A 20,652-nucleotide genomic window follows, 5' to 3' on the forward strand; every position below is an offset into this window, starting at 1 on the left:
CTCAGGCCGGCCCGGTCTCCTTCTGCTGCTGGTCCTGCGCCTGTCCGGCGGCCTTGTCGGCCTCCGCCTGCTCGCTCTTCTCCGTCTCGGCCTTCTCGGCCTTGGCGGCGGCCTGCTCGGCCTTCTGGACCGCCTTGCGCTCGGCGTCCGCACGCTTCTTGTCGTCGGCGATCTGCCGCTTGGCGGCGGTCGCGTAGACGTCCACGTACTCCTGGCCGGAGAGTCGCATGATCTCGTACATCACCTCGTCCGTCACCGAACGGAGGATGAACCGGTCGTTCTCCATGCCGTGGTAGCGGGAGAAGTCCAGCGGGCGGCCGATCCTGATGCCCGGGCGGATACCGAAGTTCGGGACCACCTGGCCGGGCGGCTGCACCTTCTCGGTGTCGATCATCGCGACCGGGATGACCGGCGCACCGGTGGCGAGCGCGACGCGGGCCAGACCGCCGACCTTGCCGCGGTACAGCTTGCCGTCGGGCGAACGGGTGCCCTCCGGGTAGACGCCGAACAGCTCGCCGCGGTCCAGCACCGCGATCGCGGAGCGGATCGCCGCCTCGCCGGCGCCGCGCACGCCCGAGCGGTCCACCGGGAGCTGGCCGACGCCCTTGAAGAACGCCGCGGTCAGCCGGCCCTTGAGGCCCGGGGTGGTGAAGTACTCGGCCTTCGCGATGAAGGTCACCCGACGCTTGATCAGCGCGGGGAAGAAGAAGGAGTCCGAGAAGGAGAGGTGGTTGCTCGCGATGATCGCGGCACCCTCGGTGGGGATGTTCTCCTCACCCTCGATCCACGGCCGGAAGAAGATCCGTAGCAGTGGCGCGACGATCATCTTCATCAGTCGGTAGAACAACCCGGGCCTCCTGTATTGCGGACCGGTCGATCCTAATGCCCTTCGGTGCCCGCCCGTGCCCCGCCCCGCCCCGCCGGGGTGTCCGGCGGGGTGTCAGGCGGGGGTGTACGGCGCGGGCGGGCCCGTGGGACGATGCGGTTTCCGCAGCCTCCCGTACCGGTGCGCCGACCAGCGCGCACCGGCGCGGGCCGGCGTCACCTCTCCAGCGTCCCCGCCCGCGAAGGAGCCCGCCATGCCGCTGCTGCCCGGCGCCGAACCGTACCGCCGACCGGGCGGACCGGTGGGCGTCCTGCTCTGTCACGGGTTCACCGGCACGCCCCAGTCGCTCCGCCCCTGGGCGGAGGAGCTGGCCGCGGCCGGGCACACCGTCGCGCTGCCGCTGCTGCCGGGGCACGGCACCCGTTGGGAGGACATGCAGCAGACGCGGTGGGAGGACTGGTACGCCGAGGTCGAGCGCGAGCTGCTGACACTCGCCGCAGAGTGCGAGCAGGTCTTCGTGTGCGGGCTCTCGATGGGCGGCGGGCTGGCGCTGCGGCTGGCCGCGGTGCACGGGTCGGTGATCTCCGGCCTGGTCCTGGTCAACCCGTCGGTGCGGTCGGACAACCCCGCGAGTGTGCTTCTGCCGGTGCTGCGGCACCTGGTCCCGAGCCTGCCCGGGGTGGCCGACGACATCGCCCGCGCCGGGGCGGCCGAGCTGGCCTACGACCGGACGCCGCTGCACGCCGCCTGGTCGCTGAGCCTGCTCTGGAAGGACGTCCGGCACCGGCTGCCACAGGTGACCCAGCCGGTCCTGCTCTTCCACAGCCCGCAGGACCACGTGGTCTCGGCGGCCAACTCCGAACTGGTGCTGGCCCGGATATCCTCGACCGACGTGACGGAGCGGCTGTGCCAGCGCAGCTACCACGTCGCGACGCTGGACCACGACGCGGCGGAAATATTCGCGGCCAGCCTGGACTTCATCCGACGGCTGGCTCCCGCGCAAGCGGCGGGCGTCACCCGGGTGGAATCCGACGATCACCAAGGCTGAAGGGCCGGAAGTGCACGAGAGCAGCACGGCGGGCGGCGGGGACGAGTCACCCCGCGAGGACGGCGCGGCCACCGACGGCGCACGGCCGGGCGGCGAGCCGGCCGGCGGAGGGAAGACCGGCAGCGGGAAGACCGGCGGCGAGCAGGCGGACGGCGGGCAGGCGGGCGGCGACGAGGCCGGTACCCGTACGCAGGGGGGCACCGCGGACGCGCAGGACGCCGGGGCCGCCGAGCCGCCCCGGGTGCGGCGCGCGCCCGAACGCAGCCAGGCCGAGCAGGACGAGATCTTCGCCGCGCTGGTCGCCCAGTTCGACGACCCGGTCGACCTCAACAACCCGAACTGGCCGGAGATCGAGAACCTCCGGGCGCGGGGCGAACTCAAGGGCGGCTTCAAGGACGGCGGCGGCCCCGCCGAGTCGGGCGACCTCGCCGACCTGGCGCCCCAGCCGCGTCCCCGCTCCAACCGGCCGGTGATGCCGGCCGCCGGGTCGGGCCCGCGCGACTTCGAGCTGACCGAGGGGACCGAGGAGGACCACTTCGTCCCGCCGGAGCCCCCGCCGCTGCCGACCGCCGACACCACCGCCAAGTTCGCCTGGCTCGCCGTACTCGGCGGCCCGGCCCTGCTGCTCTTCGACGCGGTGGTCTGGCGCGAGGTCTCCGGCTGGCCGGCCTGGCTCGGGGTGGCCGCCTTCCTGGGCGGCTTCGCGACGCTGGTGGTCCGGATGAAGGAGCACGACGAGGACGAGCCCGAGGACCCGCACGGCGGCGCCGTCGTCTGATCCGGGCGCCGACCGGCGCGGGCCGGGTGCCGCCGCGCGTCAGCCCGCCGGCAGCTCCAGGACGGCGAGTACCGGCAGGTGGTCGGTCGCGGCCCGCAGGTCGGCCCCGGTGACGCCGGGCAGCCCGTGCGGGACCCCGCAGGCGAGCACCCGCACGCCCGGGGTGGCGAACACGGCGTCGAGCCGCTGGTAGGGGTTGTCGGGGACGGACGTCATCTCGCCGCCCCACGGTGCGACCGCGTACCCGTCCTGCAGCCGCCCGGCCAGCATCCGCCAGCCCGGCCCGTCCGGGTGCTCGTTGAAGTCGCCCGCCACGACGCCGGATCCGGCGTACCGCAGCTGTTCGGGCAGCAGCCCGAACTGCCGGTACCGCTCGTCCGCGTCCAGGCTCAGGTGGCAGGTGGTGACGGTGAACGGCGCCGCACCGGCGGTGCGGAGCAGCGCGGTGGCGAAGCCGCGCGCGTGCAGCCCGCGGGTCTTCGGCAGCAGCCGGTCGTGCACGGCCAGCACCTCGACGCCGGGCCGGCCGAGCAGCAGCGGGCCGGCGGCGATCCGGCCGCCGCCGGAGAGGATCACCGTCCCGGTCCGCCGGGCCAGCCACGCGGCCTGCCCCTCGGGCCGCCAGTAGCGGGGCGACTCCTGGACGCAGACGACGTCCGGCGCGCAGGCCCGGATCACCCGGACCAGGGCGTTCCGGTCGTCCCGCAGCGAGCGGACGTTGTAGCTGAGCAGCCGCAGTCGGCGCGGCCCGGGCGGCGGCAGTTCGGCCGGTCCGGTGGTCATGGCGGTCCTCCCCTGGGGCGTCCTCGGGGACGACCGTACGGCAGGACGCGGCCCCGGGGGCCGGAAACACGACGGCGGCGGCCCGGGCGGGCCGCCGCCGTGCACGGAGGAGCGAGGGGTCAGATCGTGCGGGCCAGGTCGGCCGCGCCGGCGATGCCGGCCGCCGAGCCCGTCGACGAGAGCACCACCTCGGCGCGGGGGCGGTGCACGCCACCGGTCAGGTACTGCTCGAAGGCCTTGGCGACCGGGTCGAGCAGCAGCCGGCCGGAGTCGGAGACGCCGCCGCCGAGCACGAAGACGCCCGGGTCGAAGAGCGCGGCGAGGTCGGCCATCCCCCGGCCCAGCCAGTCGGCCAGCTCGGCGTAGCACTCCAGGGCGAGCGGGTCGCCCTCCTCGGCGGCCTGGGTGATGTGGATGCCGCGGATGGTCTCGGCGACGCCGTCGTTGAGCTCCAGCATCCGCTTGCCGCGGACCGGGTCGGCGGCCGACTTCTCCCGGCCGTACCGGCGCAGCGCCCGGCCCGATCCGTACTGCTCCCAGCAGCCCTTGCCGCCGCAGCCGCAGGGCAGGCCGTCCGGGACCATGTTGAGGTGGCCGATCTCGCCGGCCACGCCGAACCGGCCGCGGTGCAGCCGGCCGTCCAGGACGAGGCCGCCGCCGATGCCGGTGCCGACGGTGATCAGCACCATGTCGGAGTGCCCGGCGGCCGCGCCGTAGCGGTACTCGGCCCAGGCGGCGCAGTTCGCGTCGTTCTCGACGACCGCGGGCAGGCCGGTGAGCTCCTCGATCCGGCCGCGCAGCGGTTCGTCCTCCCAGTCGATGTTGGGGGCGAAGATCACCGTGGAGCGGTCGCGGTCCACGAAGCCGGGGGCGCCGATGCCGGCCGCGGCCACGTCGGGGTACTGCTCCTTGAGCTCGCGCACGGCCTGCGCGATGGCGTCGACCGCCCACTGCGGGTCGGCCGGGGTCGGCACCCTGGTCCGGGCCAGGATCTCGCCGGCCTCGTCGACCACGCCTGCCGCGATCTTGGTCCCGCCGACGTCGACGCCGATGGTCAGAGCCATGTGTCCCTCAGCTATTCACTCGATCCCGCTGGACGGAACGCTACCGCCCAACCCTGCCCCCGTACACACCGTCGCATACATTAACCGAAGACAATCCGGCCAGGACGCGCCCGATCCCCTTCAAAAGTCGTACATTTTCTCCGGTGGCGTCACCGGCCGAAGCCGACGGATGACCAGGGCGGGACCAGGGGTTCACTGCTTGTCGGACGGCCCCTCAGGCGTGGCGGGCCCGACCGGGGCGGCCGGAGCGCCCGCGAGGCGGCGGAGGATGGGCGGGAGGCGGCGGACCGTCGGGCGCGCCGGGCTACTCGGGCGCGCCGGGCCGTCCGGGCACGTCCGGCCGTCCGGGCACGTCCGGCTGCCCGGGCGCGTCGGGAGCGTCGGAGGTACCGGGAGTGTCGGAGGTACCGGGAGCGTCGGCCGAGCCGGGAGCGTCGAGGTCGACCCGCTCGCTGCGGGCCGGCTCCCCCGCGGTCCAGCGGTGCTCGTGGCCGGCCACCGCGGCCCGGTAGGCGGCGAGCAGCTCGGTCCCGGCTGCGGCCAGTCCGGTGCCCGCGGCGGCGAGGTGGCCGTACACCTCGGGCTGCTTCTCGCGCAGGCGGTCGGCCATCCCGGCGAGCGAGATCAGGGTCTCGGCGCTCGCCTCCTGCGCCTTCCCCCCGACGGCGGCGGCGAACCGGCGGACCTCGTCCACCAGCGGGCCCAACTCCGGCCCGAACGGGTGCGCCTGCGGGCCGTCCCCGCCTGGGCCGTCCTGCTCGTTGGTGGGCTCGGTCCGGTCGGTGGTGGTCATCGCGGGCGCCTCCTCAGCTGTGGTGGCCGCGTCCACGGCCACCGGTCCCGACGCTACCGGACCACCGGGAACGCCCCGACCGGCCTCAGCTCCGGGGCCAGAGCGCCGGATCCGGCGCGAAGCGGACGGTGAGCGCCCCGTCGTGCAGACCCGCGCCGGCGACGGTGCAACGGCGCAGCGCCGACGGCAGGGTGAGCACCCGTCGGTGGGCGCCGAGTCCGACCACCAGTTCGTCGCCGCGCCGGACCAGGTCGAGGTCCGCACGTTCGGAGCCGGGCAGGGCGAGGTGCCAGACCAGCAGCCCCTCGGCGGCCAGCCGGTCCTCCACGGTCCAGGGCTCGGCCGGACGCGGTTCCGGACCGGGGCCGGCCCCGTAGAGGCGGTCGGCGACGGCCTCCAGGGTGGCCTCGGCGAACCCCGTGGTCAGCACCGGAACGCCGTCCGAGGCGGCGGCCAGTTCGGCCAGCTCCTCAAGGCGGCGGCCGGCCAGCGCGGCCAGCCACGGGTCGGGCGAGTCGACGGCGCCGTCCGGCAGCGCACCGTGCACCACCACGGCGTCCGGCCGGTGGCCGTGCAGGGCCAGCCCGGCCCGGATCCGGCGCAGCCCGGCGAAGGGGTGGGCGTCGGCGGCGGTGACCAGCCGGACGGTGGTGCCGGGCGCGGAGATCGCGGCGCGCGCCTCGGCGAGCGCGCCGGCCGCCTTGCCGCGGGCCTCGTACAGCCAGTCGGCGGGCATCGGCACGCCGGCGAGGCCGGCCAGCAGCGGGCGCAGGGCCCGGGCGGCCTGCCGCTGCTCGGGCGCGAGCCGGGCCAGGTAGCGCTCCAGCTGCTCGGGCAGGGCCAGGGTGGCGATCAGGTCGGCGGGCGGCGGGGCGAGCACGACCAGCACGTCCGCGTCGGCGGCCGGCAGGGCGCGCAGCAGCGCGAGCCGTGCGGTGCCGGGGAGGGCGGTGAGCTCCTCGGGGTCGAGCGGATCGGCGCCGAGCAGGTCGAGCGCGGGCTTGAGCCGGCCGCCGACCACGTCGAGGGCGCGCCGGAAGGCGGCCTGCTCGTCGATCCGGGCGACGGTGAGGCCGGGCGCGTAGGGCTCGGGCGCGGACTCCAGCCGGGTACCGAGGACGGCGTCCAGGGTCCGGTGCGGGTCGTCGGCGGCCAGCAGCAGGGTGCGCCGGCCCTGCCGGGCGGCGTGCAGGGCGGTGGCGGCGGCCACCGTCGGTGCCGCCGTGTCGCCGCTGACCAGGATGGTGCGTGTCGCCGTCATGCCGTACTGCCCCCGTTCGCCCGCCGTCAGCCCTCGACGGTGCTGGTGGTGCCGGTGGTGCCGGTGTCCTCGACCCGCTTCTTCAGGCCGGCCAGGGCACGGTCGATGATGACCTTCTCGGCCTTGCGCTTGATCATGCCGAGCATCGGGATCTTGACGTCCACGGCGAGCTGGTAGGTGACCTCGGTGCGGTCGGTACCGAGCGGGGCCAGGGTGTAGGAGCCGTCCAGCGAGCGGAGCATCTGGCTGCGCACCAGCGTCCAGCCGACCTCGCGGTCGCCGTCCCAGTTGTAGGCGAGGACGTGCTCGTCACGGATCGCGCCGGCGTCGAGCAGCAGCCTGACCTGTGCGGCGCGGCCGTTCTCGACGGTCTCCAGCACCTCGATCTCCTTGACCTCACCGGTCCAGGCCGGGTAGGCGGCGAAGTCGGCGATCACGGCCATGACCGCCGCCGGGGTCGCGTCGATGGTGATGCTCGACCTGGTGTGCTCCGCCATGGAATGGCCCTCCGCGTCGTCCCTTGCTGCCGTCCCGGCCGAGCCTGCTCGGTCGGGTGCGCCCGGAGCAGGCTATCGCGACCGGCGATCTCCGCCGCCCGCGGTCCGCCGCCCGGCCCGCCCCGCGGAGGGCGGGCGGGGTCGCCCTCCTGGGCCGGGCCGGTGGCTACCGGCCGGTCACCCCGGGGCTGTCGTAGGGTGCCATTCGAACGACCGGGTCCCGACCTGGTCGGACGGGTCAAGGTGTGACACTTCGAACACCGGGGCCGACCCCCCTGGCCGAAGCCGCCTACCGGGCAGTAACGTCCTGCCGTCCCGCAGCGTCGCGAACGAGGAGCAGTCTTGCTCGACTTCAGCCTTCCGGCCCTCTACCAGGTACCGAGCGGCGGTAACCTCTCCGACCTCGTGCACCAGAACGCCGAGCGGCACCCCGAGGTCATGGTGCTCAGCCGCAAGGTGGACGGCCGGTGGCAGGAGTTGACCGCCGCCCAGTTCCTGGTCGAGGTGCACGCCGCCGCGAAGGGCCTGATCGCCACCGGCATCCGGCCGGGCGACCGGGTGGGCATCATGTCCCGCACCCGGTACGAGTGGACCCTGCTGGACTTCGCGATCTGGACGGCCGGCGCGATCACCGTGCCGGTGTACGAGACCTCCTCCGCCGAGCAGGTCGAGTGGATCCTCGGCGACTCCGGGGCGGTCGCCGTCCTGACCGAGACCGCCGCGCACGCCGCGGTGGTCGAGACGGTCCGCGAGCGGCTGCCGGAGCTGGCGCACACCTGGCAGATCGAGGACGGCGCGCTGGCCGCGCTGGCCGAGGCCGGCCGCAGGGTCGCCGACGCGACCGTCACCGAGCGCCGCTCGGTGGCCACCGCCGACTCGGTCGCCACCATCGTCTACACCTCGGGCACCACCGGCCGCCCGAAGGGCTGTCAGCTGACCCACGCGAACTTCCTGGCCGAGTGCGGCAACGTGGTGGAGCGCCTCGCCCCGCTGTTCCGTACCGGCGAGAGTTCCGTCCTGCTCTTCCTGCCGCTCGCGCACGTGCTCGCCCGGATCGCCGAGATCGCCCCGGCGATGGCCCCGATCAAGCTCGGCCACGTCTCCGACATCAAGGACGTCACGGCGGAGCTGGCGTCCTTCCGCCCGACCCTGATCCTGGGTGTGCCGCGGGTCTTCGAGAAGGTGTACAACACGGCGCGCGCCAAGGCCCAGGCCGACGGCAAGGGCAAGATCTTCGACAAGGCCGCCGACACCGCGATCGCGTACAGCCGGGCGCTGGACGCCGGCGGCGCCGGGCTGCTGCTCAAGCTGAAGCACGCGGTCTTCGACAAGCTGGTCTACAGCAAGCTGCGGGCCGCGCTCGGCGGCCGTGCGACCCACGCGATCTCCGGCGGCGCCCCGCTCGGCGAGCGGCTCGGCCACTTCTACCGGGGCATCGGCTTCACCGTGCTGGAGGGCTACGGCCTGACCGAGACCTGCGCGGCCACCGCCTTCAACCCGTGGGACAAACCGAAGATCGGCACGGTCGGCCAGCCGCTGCCCGGCTCCGCCGTGCGGATCGCCGAGGACGGCGAGGTGCTGTTCAAGGGTCCGCAGGTGTTCACCGGCTACTGGAACAACCCGCAGGCGACCGCCGACACCCTGAAGGACGGCTGGATCTCGACCGGCGACCTCGGGTCGCTGGACGACGAGGGCTACCTCACCATCACCGGCCGCAAGAAGGAGATCATCGTCACCGCGGGCGGCAAGAACGTCGCCCCGGCGGTGATCGAGGACCGCATCCGGGCGCACGCACTGGTCGGCGAGGTCATGGTGGTCGGCGACCGCAAGCCGTTCGTCGCCTGCCTGCTCACCGTGGACGAGGACTTCTTCCCGAAGTGGAAGGAGCTGAACGGCAAGCCGGCCACCGCCACCGTGGCCGAGCTGCGCGAGGACGCGGACCTGCTGGCCGCCCTGCAGTCCGCGGTGGACGACGGCAACGCGGCCGTCTCGCACGCCGAGGCCGTCAAGAAGTTCCGCCTGCTGGACACCGTCCTCTCCGAGGAGAGCGGCCACCTGACGCCCTCGCTCAAGCTCAAGCGGAACGTCGTGCTGAAGGACTTCGCGGCCGACGTCGAGTCGATCTACCAGCGCTAGGACTCGCCCGCCCCCGTCCGGCCCGGTCACCGGTACGGCCCGCCCCTCGGAACGACGGGGCGGGCCGTCCGGCGGCGTCAGCCGGCCAGCAGCGAGGTCAGCCGCCCGGCCAGGAGGTCCCAGCGCCAGGAGCGGTCGACCCAGCGCCGCCCGGCCTCGCCCATCCTCCGGCGCAGCTCCTCGTCCTTCAGCAGCCGGACGATCCGCTCGGCCGCCGCCGCGGGCGAGCCGCCCGGTACGACGTAGCCGGTCTCGCCCTCCAGCACCGCGTCCGGCGCGCCTCCGGAGTCCCCGGCCACCACCGGCAGCCCGGTCGCCGAGGCCTCCAGGTAGACGATGCCGAGGCCCTCGACGTCCAGCCCGCCGCGGCGGGTGCGGCAGGGCATGGCGAAGACGTCCCCGGCGCCGTAGTGGGCGGGCAGCTCCTCCCAGGGCACCGAGCCGGTGAACCGCACCGAGGGGCGCACGCCCCGGGCGTCCACCAGCTTCTCCAGCTCCGCCCGGTACGGGCCCCCGCCGACGATCAGCAGGACGGCGTCCGGCACGTCGGCGAGGATCTGCGGCATCGCCTCGATCAGGGTGTCCTGGCCCTTGCGCGGCACCAGCCGGGAGACGCAGACCACCACCGGACGGCCCGCCAGGCCGAGCCGCTCACGGACCGCGGCGCCGCCGGAGTCCGGGTGGAAGGTCCGCTCGTCCACGCCGGGCGGCAGCTGCACCATCCGCGCGGCGGCCGTCGGCCCGACCGCGCCGGCGATCCGGGAGCGGGTGTACTCGCCGAGGTAGGTGAGGGTGTCGGTGCCTTCGCCGATCCGGCGCAGCAGCTGCCGGGCGACCGGCAGTTGGGCCCAGGCGGCCTCGTGGCCGTGGGTCATCCCGAGCAGCCGGCCGGCCCCGGCCCGGCGCAGCGCGGGGGCCATCAGGCCGAGCGGGGCGGCGGCGCCGAACCAGACCGAGTCGCACCGCTCGGCCCGGAGGATCTCGGCGGCCCGCCGGGTGACCCGGGGTGTGGGAACCATCACCTTCGTCCGGTCCCGGATCACCGGGAACGGCTGCTCGGCGTCGAACCGCGCCACCTCGCCGCCGTCGCGCCAGCTGGAGGCGTACACGACGACGCTCCCTGCGGGCTGACGGACGGCCATGTTGTGGACGAAGGCCTGGATGCCGCCGGGCCTGGGCGGGAAGTCGTTGGTGACGATCAAGGTCTTGTGCATCAGGCGACGGCTCGCTCGGTCGGGGGGTGCTCGGTGTACCGCTGGGTGATCCGTACGATAGGTCAACACCATGACCCGCCGGGAACGGAACCGCGCACGGCAACCGTTCCATCCCCGGGTCTGTCCTAGAACCTAGGCGGCCGGTGCGGCCGGGCCGGCGGACGGCGCCGGCCCGGCACCGGCGGCCCGGGCGTCCGTCGCACGGCGCCTCCGGTGGGACGTCCGAGACGAACGAGGGAGCGCAGTGGAGTTGGCCCCGGCCACCGAGTCCGGTTCACCCATCGGCGTCGCCGGCTCCGGCACGGCGCTGGCGGTCCGGCAGGGGCCCGTCCAGGGCCCTGCGCGCCCCTCCGGGCGGGCCGGGGCACTGCTCGCGCTCGGCGGGAGCTGGGTGGCCTCCCGGGCGCTGCTGCTGCTCCTGGTGACCGGCGTGCTGCGGATGCCCGGCGGGGACATCACCGCCGACGTCTGGATCATCTACCACGCCTGGTACGGCGTCCTGCAGACCGGCACCTTCCCGCTCGACGACGTCACCTGGCAGTACCCGCCCGGCGCCGCCCTGGTGATCATGCTGCCGGGGCTGCTGCCCTGGTCGTACCTGGTGTCGTTCTGGGTGATCTGCGGGATCGCCGACGCGGCCGCGATGGCCCTGCTGGTCCGCACCGGCCTGCGCAGGGGCCGGGCGCTGACCGGCGCCTGGGTCTGGGTGGCGGGCGTACCGCTGCTCGGCCCGATGATCTACAACCGCTACGACGTGATCGTCACCGCGATCGCGGTGGCCGGCCTGCTCGCGCTGATCCGCCGTCCGGCCGTCGGCGGGCTGCTGCTGGGCCTCGGCGGGATCATCAAGATCTGGCCGCTGTTCGGCCTGATCGGCACCCCGTCCGGCCGGCGAACCCGCCGTTCCTGGACGGCCGCCGCCGCCACGACCGCGGCGATCGGCTTCCTGCTGGCCGCCGGGATGAACGGCGCGTTCAGGTTCCTGACGTTCCAGAAGGACCGCGGCATCGAGGTGGAGTCGGTCGGCGCACTGCCGATCCACTTCGCCCGGATCGCCGGTGCCTGGGACGGCAAGGTGCTGATGAACTACGGCTCCGTCGAGATGCTCGGACCGTGGGTGCCGGTGGTCTCCAAGGTCATGCTGGCCGGCTCGGTCCTGGGCTTCGGCTGGCTGCTGCTGTGGCGGTTCACCGCCCGCCGGCGGAACGCGGCCACCATGTACGACGCGGCGCTGGCCGCCCTGCTGATCTTCACCGTCACCAGCCGGGTGATCAGCCCGCAGTACCTGGTCTGGCTGGTCGGCGCGGCCGCGGTCTGCCTGACGGTGCGCGGCACCAGTCAGCGGCCGGTCGCCCTGCTCGTCCTGGCCGCGACGCCGCTGACCCTGGTGGAGTTCCCGCTGATCTTCGGCGACGTGGTCGACAGCAAGCCGACCGCGATCGCCGTACTGACCCTGCGCAACCTGCTGCTGCTGGCCGCCACCTGGGTCTCCTGCGTCCGGCTCTGGCGCTCCACCCGGCGCGCCGAGCGGCTCCCGGCCACCGTGGTGCTGCCCCGCCCGGAGCAGGTCCCGGCCGTCGCCTCCGCCTACTCGGTCCGCCCGGGCATCGCGTACGAGCAGGACCTGCTGGACGGCATCGACCGGCCCACCGCCCGCAGCGAACGCTGACCGGGGCGGACGGCCGGCGGCTCCGGTCAGCTGTCGCCGGACGGCCCGTGACTACCCCGCCAGGCCCCGCACCTCGGTGAGCCAGAGCCGGGTGAACTCGGCCAGCCCGAGGCCCAGCCCGTCGCGGAGGAGCCCGTCCAGCCACGCCTCCCGGTCGGCCCCCGGGCCGGCCTCGCCGACCGCCCGGTAGAGCGCCACCAGCCGCTGCGGCCCGTACCGGCGCGCGATCAGGTCACAGGCCAGCCAGGCCTGCTCGTAGGCCTGGGCGATGCCGCCGGCGCCGGCCGTGAAGTCCCCGTCCCCGGGCAGCGCGACGGGCACCCTCCCGGCGGCGACGTCCCGGGCCAGCTCGGGGGCTATCCGCCGGGCCGGGCGGCCCGAGTCGCGGTACCCGGTCCAGTCGGCGACCCCCTCGGAGAGCCAGAGCGGCGTCCAGGCCCGGGTGTCGGCGCGGGTGGCCACGTGCACCGCCTCGTGCGTCGTCACCACCTGCCGGCCGAAGTCGCTCAGCCGCCCGTACGCCCCGGGGTTGACCACGATCCGGTCGGCCGGGGCGCGCCGCGGCGCCCCGGGGGCCGCGACGGTGACCGCCGCCATCCCGGACCAGCCGGGCGAGCCGCCCGCCACCAGCCGGGCGAACTGCTCCTCGGTGGCCGGCAGGTGGAACAGCAGCCGGCCCGCCCAGTCGCTGCCCCAGAGCGCCTCGACCGCCGGGACGGCGCGGTCGCCGGCGGCGGCCAGCTCGGCCAGCGCGGGCGGATCCGCAGGGCCGAGCACCAGGCAGTGCTCACCGGCGGCGGCCCGGACCGCACCGAGGTCCCACAGCGGGGGCGGGCCGTCGAGTCCCTCCTCCCGCTCCACCCGTCGGTCCCCGGCACTCCCGGCCAGCGTCAGCCGGCGCGGGTACACCACCGGCTGCTCGTCGTACCCGGTCACCGTGACCGCCAGCTCGGCGGTGGCGGAGCACCGACCGGCCGGGTCCACCGGGCCGAGCAGCAGGTTGCGGTAGACCGCCCGGACCGGCAGCGCGGGCGGCCCCGCGGTCAGTGCCCGGGCCCGCTCGTCCAGCGCCGCGAGGACCTCGGCGTGCTCGTCGGCCGCGGCCGACGCCGGAGCGGCCCGGCCGGCCCCGGGCATCGAGAGCTGGGCCAGACCGGCGGCCGCGAGCAACAGGGCGCCGCGCCGGGACAGCGTCCGGCCGCCGCCCGTGGCGCCGACCGGGGAGGGGCCGGGGCGGCTCAGAGCCGGATCACCCCCGCGACCGGCATCGCGCCGACGCTCTCGTAGCGGACCTTGGCCCCCGGGTACGGGGCGTGCACGATCACGCCGCCGCCGGCGTACATCCCGACGTGGTGCATGTCCCGGTAGAAGATCACCAGGTCTCCCGGCCGCGCTTCGGAGAGTCCCACCCGCCGGCCGGCGTACGCCTGGGCCTGCGAGGTGCGCGGCAGGGTCACTCCGGCCTGCCGCCAACTCCAGTACATCAGACCGGAACAGTCGAACGCCTTGGGCCCGGTGGATCCGTACACGTAGGGCGAGCCGATCATCTTGACGGCGGCGGCCAGCGCGGCGGCGCCCCGCTCGGAGGCGGGCGGGGCGGTCCCGAGGTCCAGCCGGTCGGTGCCGCGCGTGGCCCGCTGCTCCGCCTCCCGGGCGTCCTGCGCCGCCAGCCGGGCCCGCTCGACGACGCCGAGGCTGTTGAGGAGCCGCTGCGCCTTGGCCAGCCGCTGCTGGATCTGCTGCTTGCTCTCGGCGAGCGCCTTGCGGGTCTGGTCCAGCTCGGCGAGCTTGGCGGACGTCTCGGCGCGGCGCTGGTCGAGTCCGCGCTGCCGGGCGACCACCTCGCGGAGCGTCTCGTTCTGCCGCTCGGCGGCCTGGTCGAGGCTGCGGGCCCGGGAGAGGTAGCCCGCCGGGTCGGCGGAGAGCATCAGCTGCACGGTCTGCGCCATGCCGCCGCCCCGGTACTCGGCGCCGGCCACCGCCGCGAGGTCGCCGCGGAGCTGGTTGAGCTCGTCCTGGGCGACGGCGGTCTGCTGCTGGAGCGTGCCGGTCTCGTGCTGGAGCTTCTGCTGGGCCTCCTGGGCGGCGTTGTGCCGCTCGGAGGCCTGCTCGGCCTCCTCGTACAGCTGCTCCACCTGGGCCTTGACGTCCTTGCGGTTGGCGGGCCCGTCCGGGGAGCCGGGCGCCGCCTGGGCGGTGCCTCCGGTCGCCACACCCAGCGCGGTGGTGGCCGCCGCGGTGAGCACCAGCGCCCGGGCGAGGGCGTGCGCACCTGACAGCGGGGAACGGCGGTGCACGGGCATGCGGCGTCGGCTCCGATCCTGCGGCAACGGCCCGCCGCCGCCCCGGGGAGGACGGCTGGAAGCGGGAGTCCGGTGGCAGACGTTAGCGAGTCCGGGCAACCGAGTCCAAACCCCTCCCAACCCGAATATTTGACCCTCAATCGGACATCAGCCCGAGCGGGGGAAAAGCCGCAGGCCCGGCCTCCCCTCGCGGGGAGACCGGGCCCGTACGGACCGCGTGATCGGGGATCAGAGGCGCACGATGGAGTTGACCGGCATGTTGGAGGCCGCCTCGTAACGCACCGACGCGCCCGGCTTGGGGGCGTGGATGACCTGACCGCCGCCCACGTAGATGCCGACGTGGTGCCGGTCGCCGTAGAAGATGACCAGGTCGCCGGGCTGGGCCTGGGAGATGTCCGAGCCGATCCGGGTACCGGCGCCGGCCTGCGCCTGCGAGGTGCGCGGCAGCGACACGCCCGCCTGGGCGTAGGCCCAGCCGGTGAGGCCGGAGCAGTCGAAGCTGCTCGGGCCGGTGGCGCCGTAGACGTACGGGGCACCGAGCTTGCTCTCGGCCGCGGCGATCGCGGCGGCGGCGCGCGAGCTGTTGGCGGCGGGCGCGGCCGGCTTCGGCGCCGCCGGAGCGGAGGAGGCCGGCGCGGCGGGCGCCTGGGTGGACGGAGCCTGGGTGGACGGCGCGCTGAGGTTGGTGCGGTCGTTCTCGCGGGAGGCGCGCTCGGCGTCGGCCTTCGCCTTGGCGACCTTGGCGGCCTCGGCCTTGGCGGCGTCCGCCTTCGCCTTGGCCTCGGCGGCGGCCTTCTCCTCGGCCGCGCGGATCGCCAGGCGCTCCTGCTCGCTGAGCGTGTTGAACAGGTCCTGGGCCTTCGTCAGCTTGGCCTGGACCTCCTCCTTGGAGGTCTTCAGCTGCTGGGTGGTGGCCTCCAGCTCGCCGAGCTTGTTCTGGGTCTCGGTGCGGTCCTGGTCGAGCCTGCGCTGCTGCTCCTGGAGCTCCTTCAGCGCGCCGGACTGGGTCGAACCGGCCTGGTTCAGGGCGTCGGCCTGGTTGAGGAAGTTGTCCGGGCTGGAGGAGAGCACCAGCTGGACGGTCTGCGATATGCCGCCGGTGCGGTACTGCTCGCCGGCGATCTCGGCGAGGCCGCCCTGCGCCTCGGTCACCACAGCCTGCTGACGGGCCACCTTGTCCTGGAGGTCGCCGACCTGCTTCTGCAGCTCCTGCTGCTTGGCCTGGGCGCCGTTGAGCTTCTCGGTGGCGATCTCGGCCTGCTCGTTGAGCTGGTCGACCTGCTCCTTGACCTGGTCCTTGGTCGGCGTCGGGTCGGCGTGGGCGCCGGACTGCGCGGAAAGGGCGACGGCCGCGGCGGCGAGGCCGGTCATGATCGAGACCCGGGTGCGGCCGGCGGGCTTGGGACGACGATGGGACGCCACGAAGGCGGACTCCTTCTTCCTCATCCGCCTACCGGGTGAGCTGACGGGTTCGGGCGGAAGCGTGCCCTACGACGCCTCACCGGCCGCTCACGCGACCGACCTGGCGCCGATTCACCCCGGAGGAACGTGGTTCCCCGGCTCCACTCCACAGCGCCCCCGACTGCTGGGCTCTCACTCGGACGGGCGACTGCCCGTCCCGCTGTTTCACGAACTCGGCGGGAACCACCGCCGCCACCCGGGCTGGGTGATCGACTGTGCGGTGGTTCGAGGTACGACCCTAGTAACAGATCCGTGATCCGTTCAAATCCTTGTCGGAAAAAAGCTAGAAGAATACCGAAGTTCATTTGCGAATATGACCGGGTGTGACCAGCGCCGTACACGGAGCTGATCGTTCCTCACCTCGCGGTCGAACCGGCGGCCGAAACACCCGCGCCACCCCCGTTCGGAGGTGGCGCGGATCACAGGGCCTTCGGCGGGCCCGCGGGCGTGTCGTGGCGGACCGTCAAACGGCCGGACACCCCGGCGCGTCAGACGCGGCGGATCGTGTTGATCTTCATCCCGTCGGCCTTCATCACCTTGATCACGTCACCGGTGCGGGGCGCGTGCACCACCATGCCGTTGCCGATGTACATCGCGACGTGGCTGCGGTCGTCGCGGTAGATGATCAGGTCACCCGGCTGCGCCTCGGCGAGCGACGGCACCCGGGTGCCGTAGTTGCCCTGGGCCTGCGAGGTACGCGGCAGCGAGACCCCGGCCTTGCCGTACGCCCAGACCATGAGCCCCGAGCAGTCGAAGCTGTTCGGGCCGGTGGAACCCCAGCCGTACGGCTTGCCCTGCTGGGCCATCGCGAGGGCCACCGCGGAGCCGGCCATGCCGGAGGCCTTCGGGAGCTCACCCAGGTCTGGACGCTCGGTCCCGCGCGAGGCGCGGTCGGCCTGCTGCTGGGCCGCCTTCAGGGCCGCACGGTCGGCGGCGCTGAGCGAGTTCAGCAGGTCCTGGGCCTCCTTGAGCTTCTTGTTCACCTCCGCCTTGGACTGGTTCAGGTCCTTGGTGGTGGTGTCCAGCGAGGCCAGGACGGCGGCCGCCTCGACCTTCTGCTGATCCAGCCGGCGCTGCTGGTCCTGGAGCCCCTTGAGCGCCTCCGCCTGGCTGGAGCTGGCCTGCTGCACGCTGCTGGCCTTGTCCAGGTAGCCGGACGGGTCGGAGGAGAGCATCAGCTGGACCGACGGGTCGATGCCGCCGGTGCGGTACTGCGCACCCGCGACCTCGGCCAGCCCGGCCTGAAGCTGGGTCATCTGCTCCTGACCTCGGGCCACCTGGTCCTGGAGCTGGTCAGCCTGCTTGCGCAGCTGGTCGGCCCGCTCCTTGGCGCCGTTGAATCGCTCGGTGGCCTGTTCGGCCTCCTCCTGCAGCTGGTCGATCTGCGCCTTGACGTCGTCCTTCTTGGGCGACGGGCTCGGCGCGGCGTGAGCGGCGACCTGGGCGGAGAGAGCGACCGCGGTCGCAGCGGCCGCGGTGAGCACGGTGACTCGCGCGCGGCTCGGCTGCTTGGGACGGCGGTGGGAGGCCAAAAGACCGGCTCCTTCTTCCAATGGACTCACCTGAACGGGTGAGAATCCGGAAAATAGGTTTGACGCCAGACACTAGTGAAGATCCACGCTTTGCGCCACTCCCCCGTTGGCGTGAACCCGTCCCCCACTCCCTGACTTCACGAGACCCTCACATCGCCGCAATCCCGGCGCTGACCAGGCGTCATTCCCGCCCGCTCGGGACCGGCGCACGGCTACGGCCGGGCCAGCCGATTGAGCAGCAGAACGGAGGCTACAGGGCGCGCGCCCGCCTTCCGTACGCCCTCCGCGACCTCCCGGTCGGTGGAGACCACCACCACCGGGCGCCCCTGCGGCTCGGCCCGCACCAACCGGCGGATCAACTCGTCCGCCGTCTCCCCCGTTCGGCTGAACCGCACCCGCACGCCGCGCGGCGGCGCCATGATCACCGGCACGTCCAGGTCCTGCCCGTCGAACACGCAGGTGACCTCCGCCTGGGTGCGCTGCGCCAGCATCGCCAGCCCGCCCAGCAGCCGGATCCGCTGCTGCTCCAACGGCAGCGTCGGGTAGCCCGTCTTGGTCACGTTGTAGCCGTCCACCACCAGATGGACCTGCGGGATCGCCAGCAGCTGGTCCAGCAGCGCCGGGTCGTCCTCCGCCAGACCGCGCCGCGCCACGTCGTGCGGCGAGGCCGAACCCGGCACCACCGCCTCCACCAGGTCCGCCGGACGGATCTGGGACACCGGGAGCGCCAGCTCCCGCTGCAGTCCCTGGGCCGACTGGAGGACGGCGTCCAGCAGCAGCCGCAGCCGCATGTCCTCGACGCTGCGCCCCTCGCGGGCCGACCGGCGGCCCTGCTCGACGGCGGTCTCCAGCTCCGACACCCGGTGCCGCAGCCGCCGCGTCTCGCTCTCGCCGGCACTCCGCTCGGCCGCCGCCTGCGCCTTGACCGCCTCGAACTCGACAGCCAGCTTGCGGGTCTCGGCCTGCGCCCGGCGGGTGTCGCTCTCCAGCGAACGGACCTTCCGGCGCAGCGACTCGGCCTCCTTGCGGACGTCCTCCGACTCGCTCCGCTGCCGGTCCAGGTCGGCACGGGCGGCGGCCCGCACCTCGGCCAGCTCGGCCTGCAGCTTCTCCACCAGCCGGGCCGCCTCGGCCGCCGCGCCTTCGGCGCCGGCCCGCTCGGCCTCCTCGCCCGCCTCCGCGACCAGGCGGCTCCAGCCCGCCGACCGGACCAGGTACGCGGCCGCGGCCACGTCCATCGGATCGGCGGCACCCGGAACGGTGCCCGACTCCAGCGCCCGGACCAGATCGGGCTGGCCCAGCCGCAGCCGCTCCGCTATCCGCACGCGGAAGGCCGGCTCGGACTCCAGCGCGGCGGCCAGCGCGGTGGCCGCGTACTTGGCCCGACGGGCCGGGGTGAACTTGGCGTACTGGCGCAGCGACTGGGGCAGCTCGCCGAGCGGCAGCCCGCCGAGCGCGTCGGCGGCCAGGCCGACCACCCGTCGGCGCACCCCCTCGGGCAGCGGCCGGTCCAGCTTCTCGGCAGGCGTCTCAGCGGGCGCATCGGCAGGCGTCTCGGTGGGCCGTTCGTCGGACGGCTCCTCCGCCGTCGACGGCGTCAGCCCGTCACGGTCGCCCGCCCCACCGGCACCGGAGGGCCCGTCGTGCCCACCCTGCTCGCCCTGCCCGCCCGGCCCGTCGACGGCTGCCGCCGGTTCGTCACCGCCACCGGGCTCCTCACCGCCGGCCACCTCGGCCGCGGCGCCGGAACCGAAGGGAGCGGCCACGGCCGCGTCCGGCGCCTGCGCGTCCACAGCGGGCTGCTGCCCCTGCGGCCCGGCGGGCTCCTTCGCTGCGTCCACCACGTCCTCGGCTCCGATCCTGGTCCAGCGGGCGACGGCCGGCGGCCGGCACCCGCGTCACACCCCGTGCGTTCTCTCTGTATTGTCCCGTGCGGTGGACCGCCACGCCGTGTGCCGTCCACCGCACGGGCAGGGCATCAGCCCTGCTCGCCGGCGGCCTCGGGCCCGGCGTCCGCCGCACCCGGGCGGGCGACCAGCTCGACCTGGTCCACCGCGTTGCACCAGCGGCAGCGCACCGACTCGACGGTCTCGCTGAGGACCTGGGTCTCCTCGACCTTGGAATCGCCGGCCAGGTCGAAGTGGAGGAACTCGGTCACCCGGGCGGTGCGGGTGACGTCGAAACGGGTCAGGTTTCCGCAGAGCGTGCAGCGCCAGCGCGTCTCGGCGGTCAGAGCGGGGACAGTCATCGGGGGTCCTCTCGGGTGGTCCCTGGATGGGCTCAGGCGCTCCCCCCGGAGCCCCGGCGTCGGCGGCGGGAGGCGGGAATGCCCGCCCCAAGCCTATTGCCTGGGGCAACCTTCGTGACCACCGGTCACGGCGATCACCGCCTTGGGCCACCTGCCGTAACGATGCGGTCCCGCCCGGTCCGCCGGAGGGATGCTTGGCGGCATGGCGATCCCGGTCCTCGACCACGCCGGTGCACGGGACGGCCGACCGGCCGCCGCCGCTCCGGCCGTCTGCTACGCGCTGATCGCGCTCAACACCGTGGTCTTCCTGTTCGGGCCGGCCGCCGGACTCAATCCGCTGTACGGGCGCGACCAGGCCCGGGTCTGTGCCGAGCAGCGCTACGAACAGCGCTGGGGGGCCGTGCCGGCCGAACTGCTGGCCGGGCATCCGCTCACCGCCGAACAGCTGGCCGAGGCCCCCGACCCGGTGCCCGGCTGCCCGGCCGCGCCGACCCCGGGGAAGCACCCGGCGCTCTCGGTGCTCAGCGCGCTCTTCCTGCACGGCGGCTGGCTGCACCTGCTGGGCAACCTGCTCTTCCTCCACGTCTTCGGCCCGACCGTCGAACGGCGGCTCGGCCGCCCCCGGTTCGTCCTCTTCTATCTGGCGGCCGGGGCGGTGGCCACCTACGGCTTCGCGCTCGCCGAGGCGCACACGGCGGACTCGACCCGGGTGCTGATCGGCGCCTCCGGGGCGATCTCGGCCGTTCTCGGCACCTACCTCCGCCTGCACCCGCGGGCCCGGGTCACCACGCTCGTCCCGCTGCTGCTCTTCCTCCCGCTGCGGTTCCCGGCCTGGCTGGTGCTCGGGCTCTGGTTCGCCCTGCAGTGGTGGTCGGTCCATTCGGCGGGGCCGGGGGTCGCCTACCTGGTGCACGTGATCGGCTTCGCGGCCGGCTTCCTCTACGCCTGCACCCTGGCCGAGCGCCGCCCCCGGGCCGCCCGCCGCCCGCGACCGTCCGGCTGACGCCCGATACGCTGGCGGCACCTCACAAAGGAGCTC

General features: G+C 74.3%; 18 protein-coding genes and 1 riboswitch. Of the genes, 5 read left to right on the forward strand and 13 right to left on the reverse strand.

Translation table 11 applies throughout. The annotated features are described in order from the left end of the window. Position 1: 1 nt before the first annotated feature. Complete coding sequence (locus PUR61_RS27815) at positions 2–847, reverse strand: lysophospholipid acyltransferase family protein (protein WP_329882178.1); 846 nt, start codon at positions 845–847, stop codon at positions 2–4. A gap of 232 nt (positions 848–1,079) precedes the next feature. Here PUR61_RS27815 and PUR61_RS27820 point away from each other — a divergent pair, with 232 nt between their 5' ends. Next, positions 1,080–1,874 (forward strand): alpha/beta hydrolase, encoded by a 795-nt coding sequence (locus tag PUR61_RS27820; RefSeq protein WP_329882179.1) that lies wholly within the window; start codon positions 1,080–1,082, stop codon positions 1,872–1,874. 10 nt (positions 1,875–1,884) lie between these two features. Beyond that, a complete protein-coding gene (locus tag PUR61_RS27825; protein ID WP_329882180.1) occupies positions 1,885–2,652 on the forward strand; it encodes a hypothetical protein in 768 nt (255 codons plus the stop codon). A gap of 39 nt (positions 2,653–2,691) precedes the next feature. On the opposite strand, the gene PUR61_RS27830 is transcribed toward PUR61_RS27825, so the two are convergent. From PUR61_RS27830 to PUR61_RS27850, 5 genes are all read right to left on the reverse strand, one after another. After that, positions 2,692–3,435, reverse strand: coding sequence for an endonuclease/exonuclease/phosphatase family protein (locus PUR61_RS27830; RefSeq protein ID WP_329882181.1), 744 nt, complete (start codon positions 3,433–3,435; stop codon positions 2,692–2,694). A 119-nt stretch (positions 3,436–3,554) separates the two neighbouring features. Further along, positions 3,555–4,499, reverse strand: a complete 945-nt coding sequence (locus PUR61_RS27835) for an ROK family glucokinase (protein ID WP_329882182.1) — start codon at positions 4,497–4,499, stop codon at positions 3,555–3,557. A gap of 304 nt (positions 4,500–4,803) precedes the next feature. Then, positions 4,804–5,292, reverse strand: a complete 489-nt coding sequence (locus tag PUR61_RS27840) for a DUF5304 family protein (RefSeq protein ID WP_329882183.1) — start codon at positions 5,290–5,292, stop codon at positions 4,804–4,806. Between the two features lie 85 nt (positions 5,293–5,377). Beyond that, complete coding sequence (locus tag PUR61_RS27845; RefSeq protein WP_329882184.1) at positions 5,378–6,553, reverse strand: ArsA family ATPase; 1,176 nt, start codon at positions 6,551–6,553, stop codon at positions 5,378–5,380. 26 nt (positions 6,554–6,579) lie between these two features. Further along, a complete protein-coding gene (locus PUR61_RS27850) occupies positions 6,580–7,050 on the reverse strand; it encodes an SRPBCC family protein (RefSeq protein ID WP_329882185.1) in 471 nt (156 codons plus the stop codon). A gap of 342 nt (positions 7,051–7,392) precedes the next feature. On the opposite strand from PUR61_RS27850, the gene PUR61_RS27855 reads away from it, so the two are divergent. Then, the gene (locus PUR61_RS27855; RefSeq protein ID WP_329882186.1) at positions 7,393–9,186 is read left to right on the forward strand and encodes an AMP-dependent synthetase/ligase; all 1,794 of its coding nucleotides are present in this window, start codon (positions 7,393–7,395) and stop codon (positions 9,184–9,186) included. A gap of 77 nt (positions 9,187–9,263) precedes the next feature. On the opposite strand, the gene PUR61_RS27860 is transcribed toward PUR61_RS27855, so the two are convergent. Continuing rightward, positions 9,264–10,400, reverse strand: a complete 1,137-nt coding sequence (locus tag PUR61_RS27860; protein ID WP_329882187.1) for a glycosyltransferase family 4 protein — start codon at positions 10,398–10,400, stop codon at positions 9,264–9,266. A 244-nt stretch (positions 10,401–10,644) separates the two neighbouring features. Between PUR61_RS27860 and PUR61_RS27865 the strand changes: the two genes are divergently transcribed. Continuing rightward, entirely contained in the window at positions 10,645–12,069 is a 1,425-nt protein-coding gene (locus PUR61_RS27865; protein WP_329882188.1) for a glycosyltransferase family 87 protein, read from the forward strand. Positions 12,070–12,120: 51 nt separating this feature from the next. Here PUR61_RS27865 and PUR61_RS27870 read toward each other — a convergent pair whose 3' ends face one another. The 6 genes from PUR61_RS27870 to PUR61_RS27895 form a co-directional block, all read right to left on the reverse strand. After that, on the reverse strand, positions 12,121–13,239 hold the full coding sequence (locus PUR61_RS27870; RefSeq protein ID WP_329882189.1) for a hypothetical protein: 1,119 nt from the start codon (positions 13,237–13,239) through the stop codon (positions 12,121–12,123). Between the two features lie 68 nt (positions 13,240–13,307). Then, positions 13,308–14,372, reverse strand: coding sequence for a C40 family peptidase (locus tag PUR61_RS27875; RefSeq protein ID WP_329882190.1), 1,065 nt, complete (start codon positions 14,370–14,372; stop codon positions 13,308–13,310). A 228-nt stretch (positions 14,373–14,600) separates the two neighbouring features. Then, positions 14,601–15,818 carry an NlpC/P60 family protein gene (locus PUR61_RS27880; protein WP_443035245.1) on the reverse strand — a complete coding sequence of 406 codons (1,218 nt, stop codon included), beginning with the start codon at positions 15,816–15,818 and terminating at the stop codon, positions 14,601–14,603. After that, a riboswitch (cyclic di-AMP (ydaO/yuaA leader) is annotated at positions 15,805–15,957 on the reverse strand. (Overlaps the previous gene by 14 nt.) A gap of 364 nt (positions 15,958–16,321) precedes the next feature. Continuing rightward, the gene (locus PUR61_RS27885; RefSeq protein WP_329882191.1) at positions 16,322–17,365 is read right to left on the reverse strand and encodes a C40 family peptidase; all 1,044 of its coding nucleotides are present in this window, start codon (positions 17,363–17,365) and stop codon (positions 16,322–16,324) included. A gap of 212 nt (positions 17,366–17,577) precedes the next feature. Further along, complete coding sequence (locus PUR61_RS27890) at positions 17,578–18,966, reverse strand: NYN domain-containing protein (RefSeq protein WP_443035247.1); 1,389 nt, start codon at positions 18,964–18,966, stop codon at positions 17,578–17,580. A 377-nt stretch (positions 18,967–19,343) separates the two neighbouring features. Continuing rightward, positions 19,344–19,613 (reverse strand): hypothetical protein, encoded by a 270-nt coding sequence (locus PUR61_RS27895; RefSeq protein ID WP_329882192.1) that lies wholly within the window; start codon positions 19,611–19,613, stop codon positions 19,344–19,346. Positions 19,614–19,815: 202 nt separating this feature from the next. Between PUR61_RS27895 and PUR61_RS27900 the strand changes: the two genes are divergently transcribed. Further along, positions 19,816–20,616, forward strand: coding sequence for a rhomboid family intramembrane serine protease (locus PUR61_RS27900; protein WP_329882193.1), 801 nt, complete (start codon positions 19,816–19,818; stop codon positions 20,614–20,616). The last annotated feature ends 36 nt before the right edge of the window (positions 20,617–20,652 follow it).

The sequence above is a fragment of the Streptomyces sp. BE20 genome, assembly GCF_036322525.1.
Taxonomy (GTDB): domain Bacteria; phylum Actinomycetota; class Actinomycetes; order Streptomycetales; family Streptomycetaceae; genus Kitasatospora.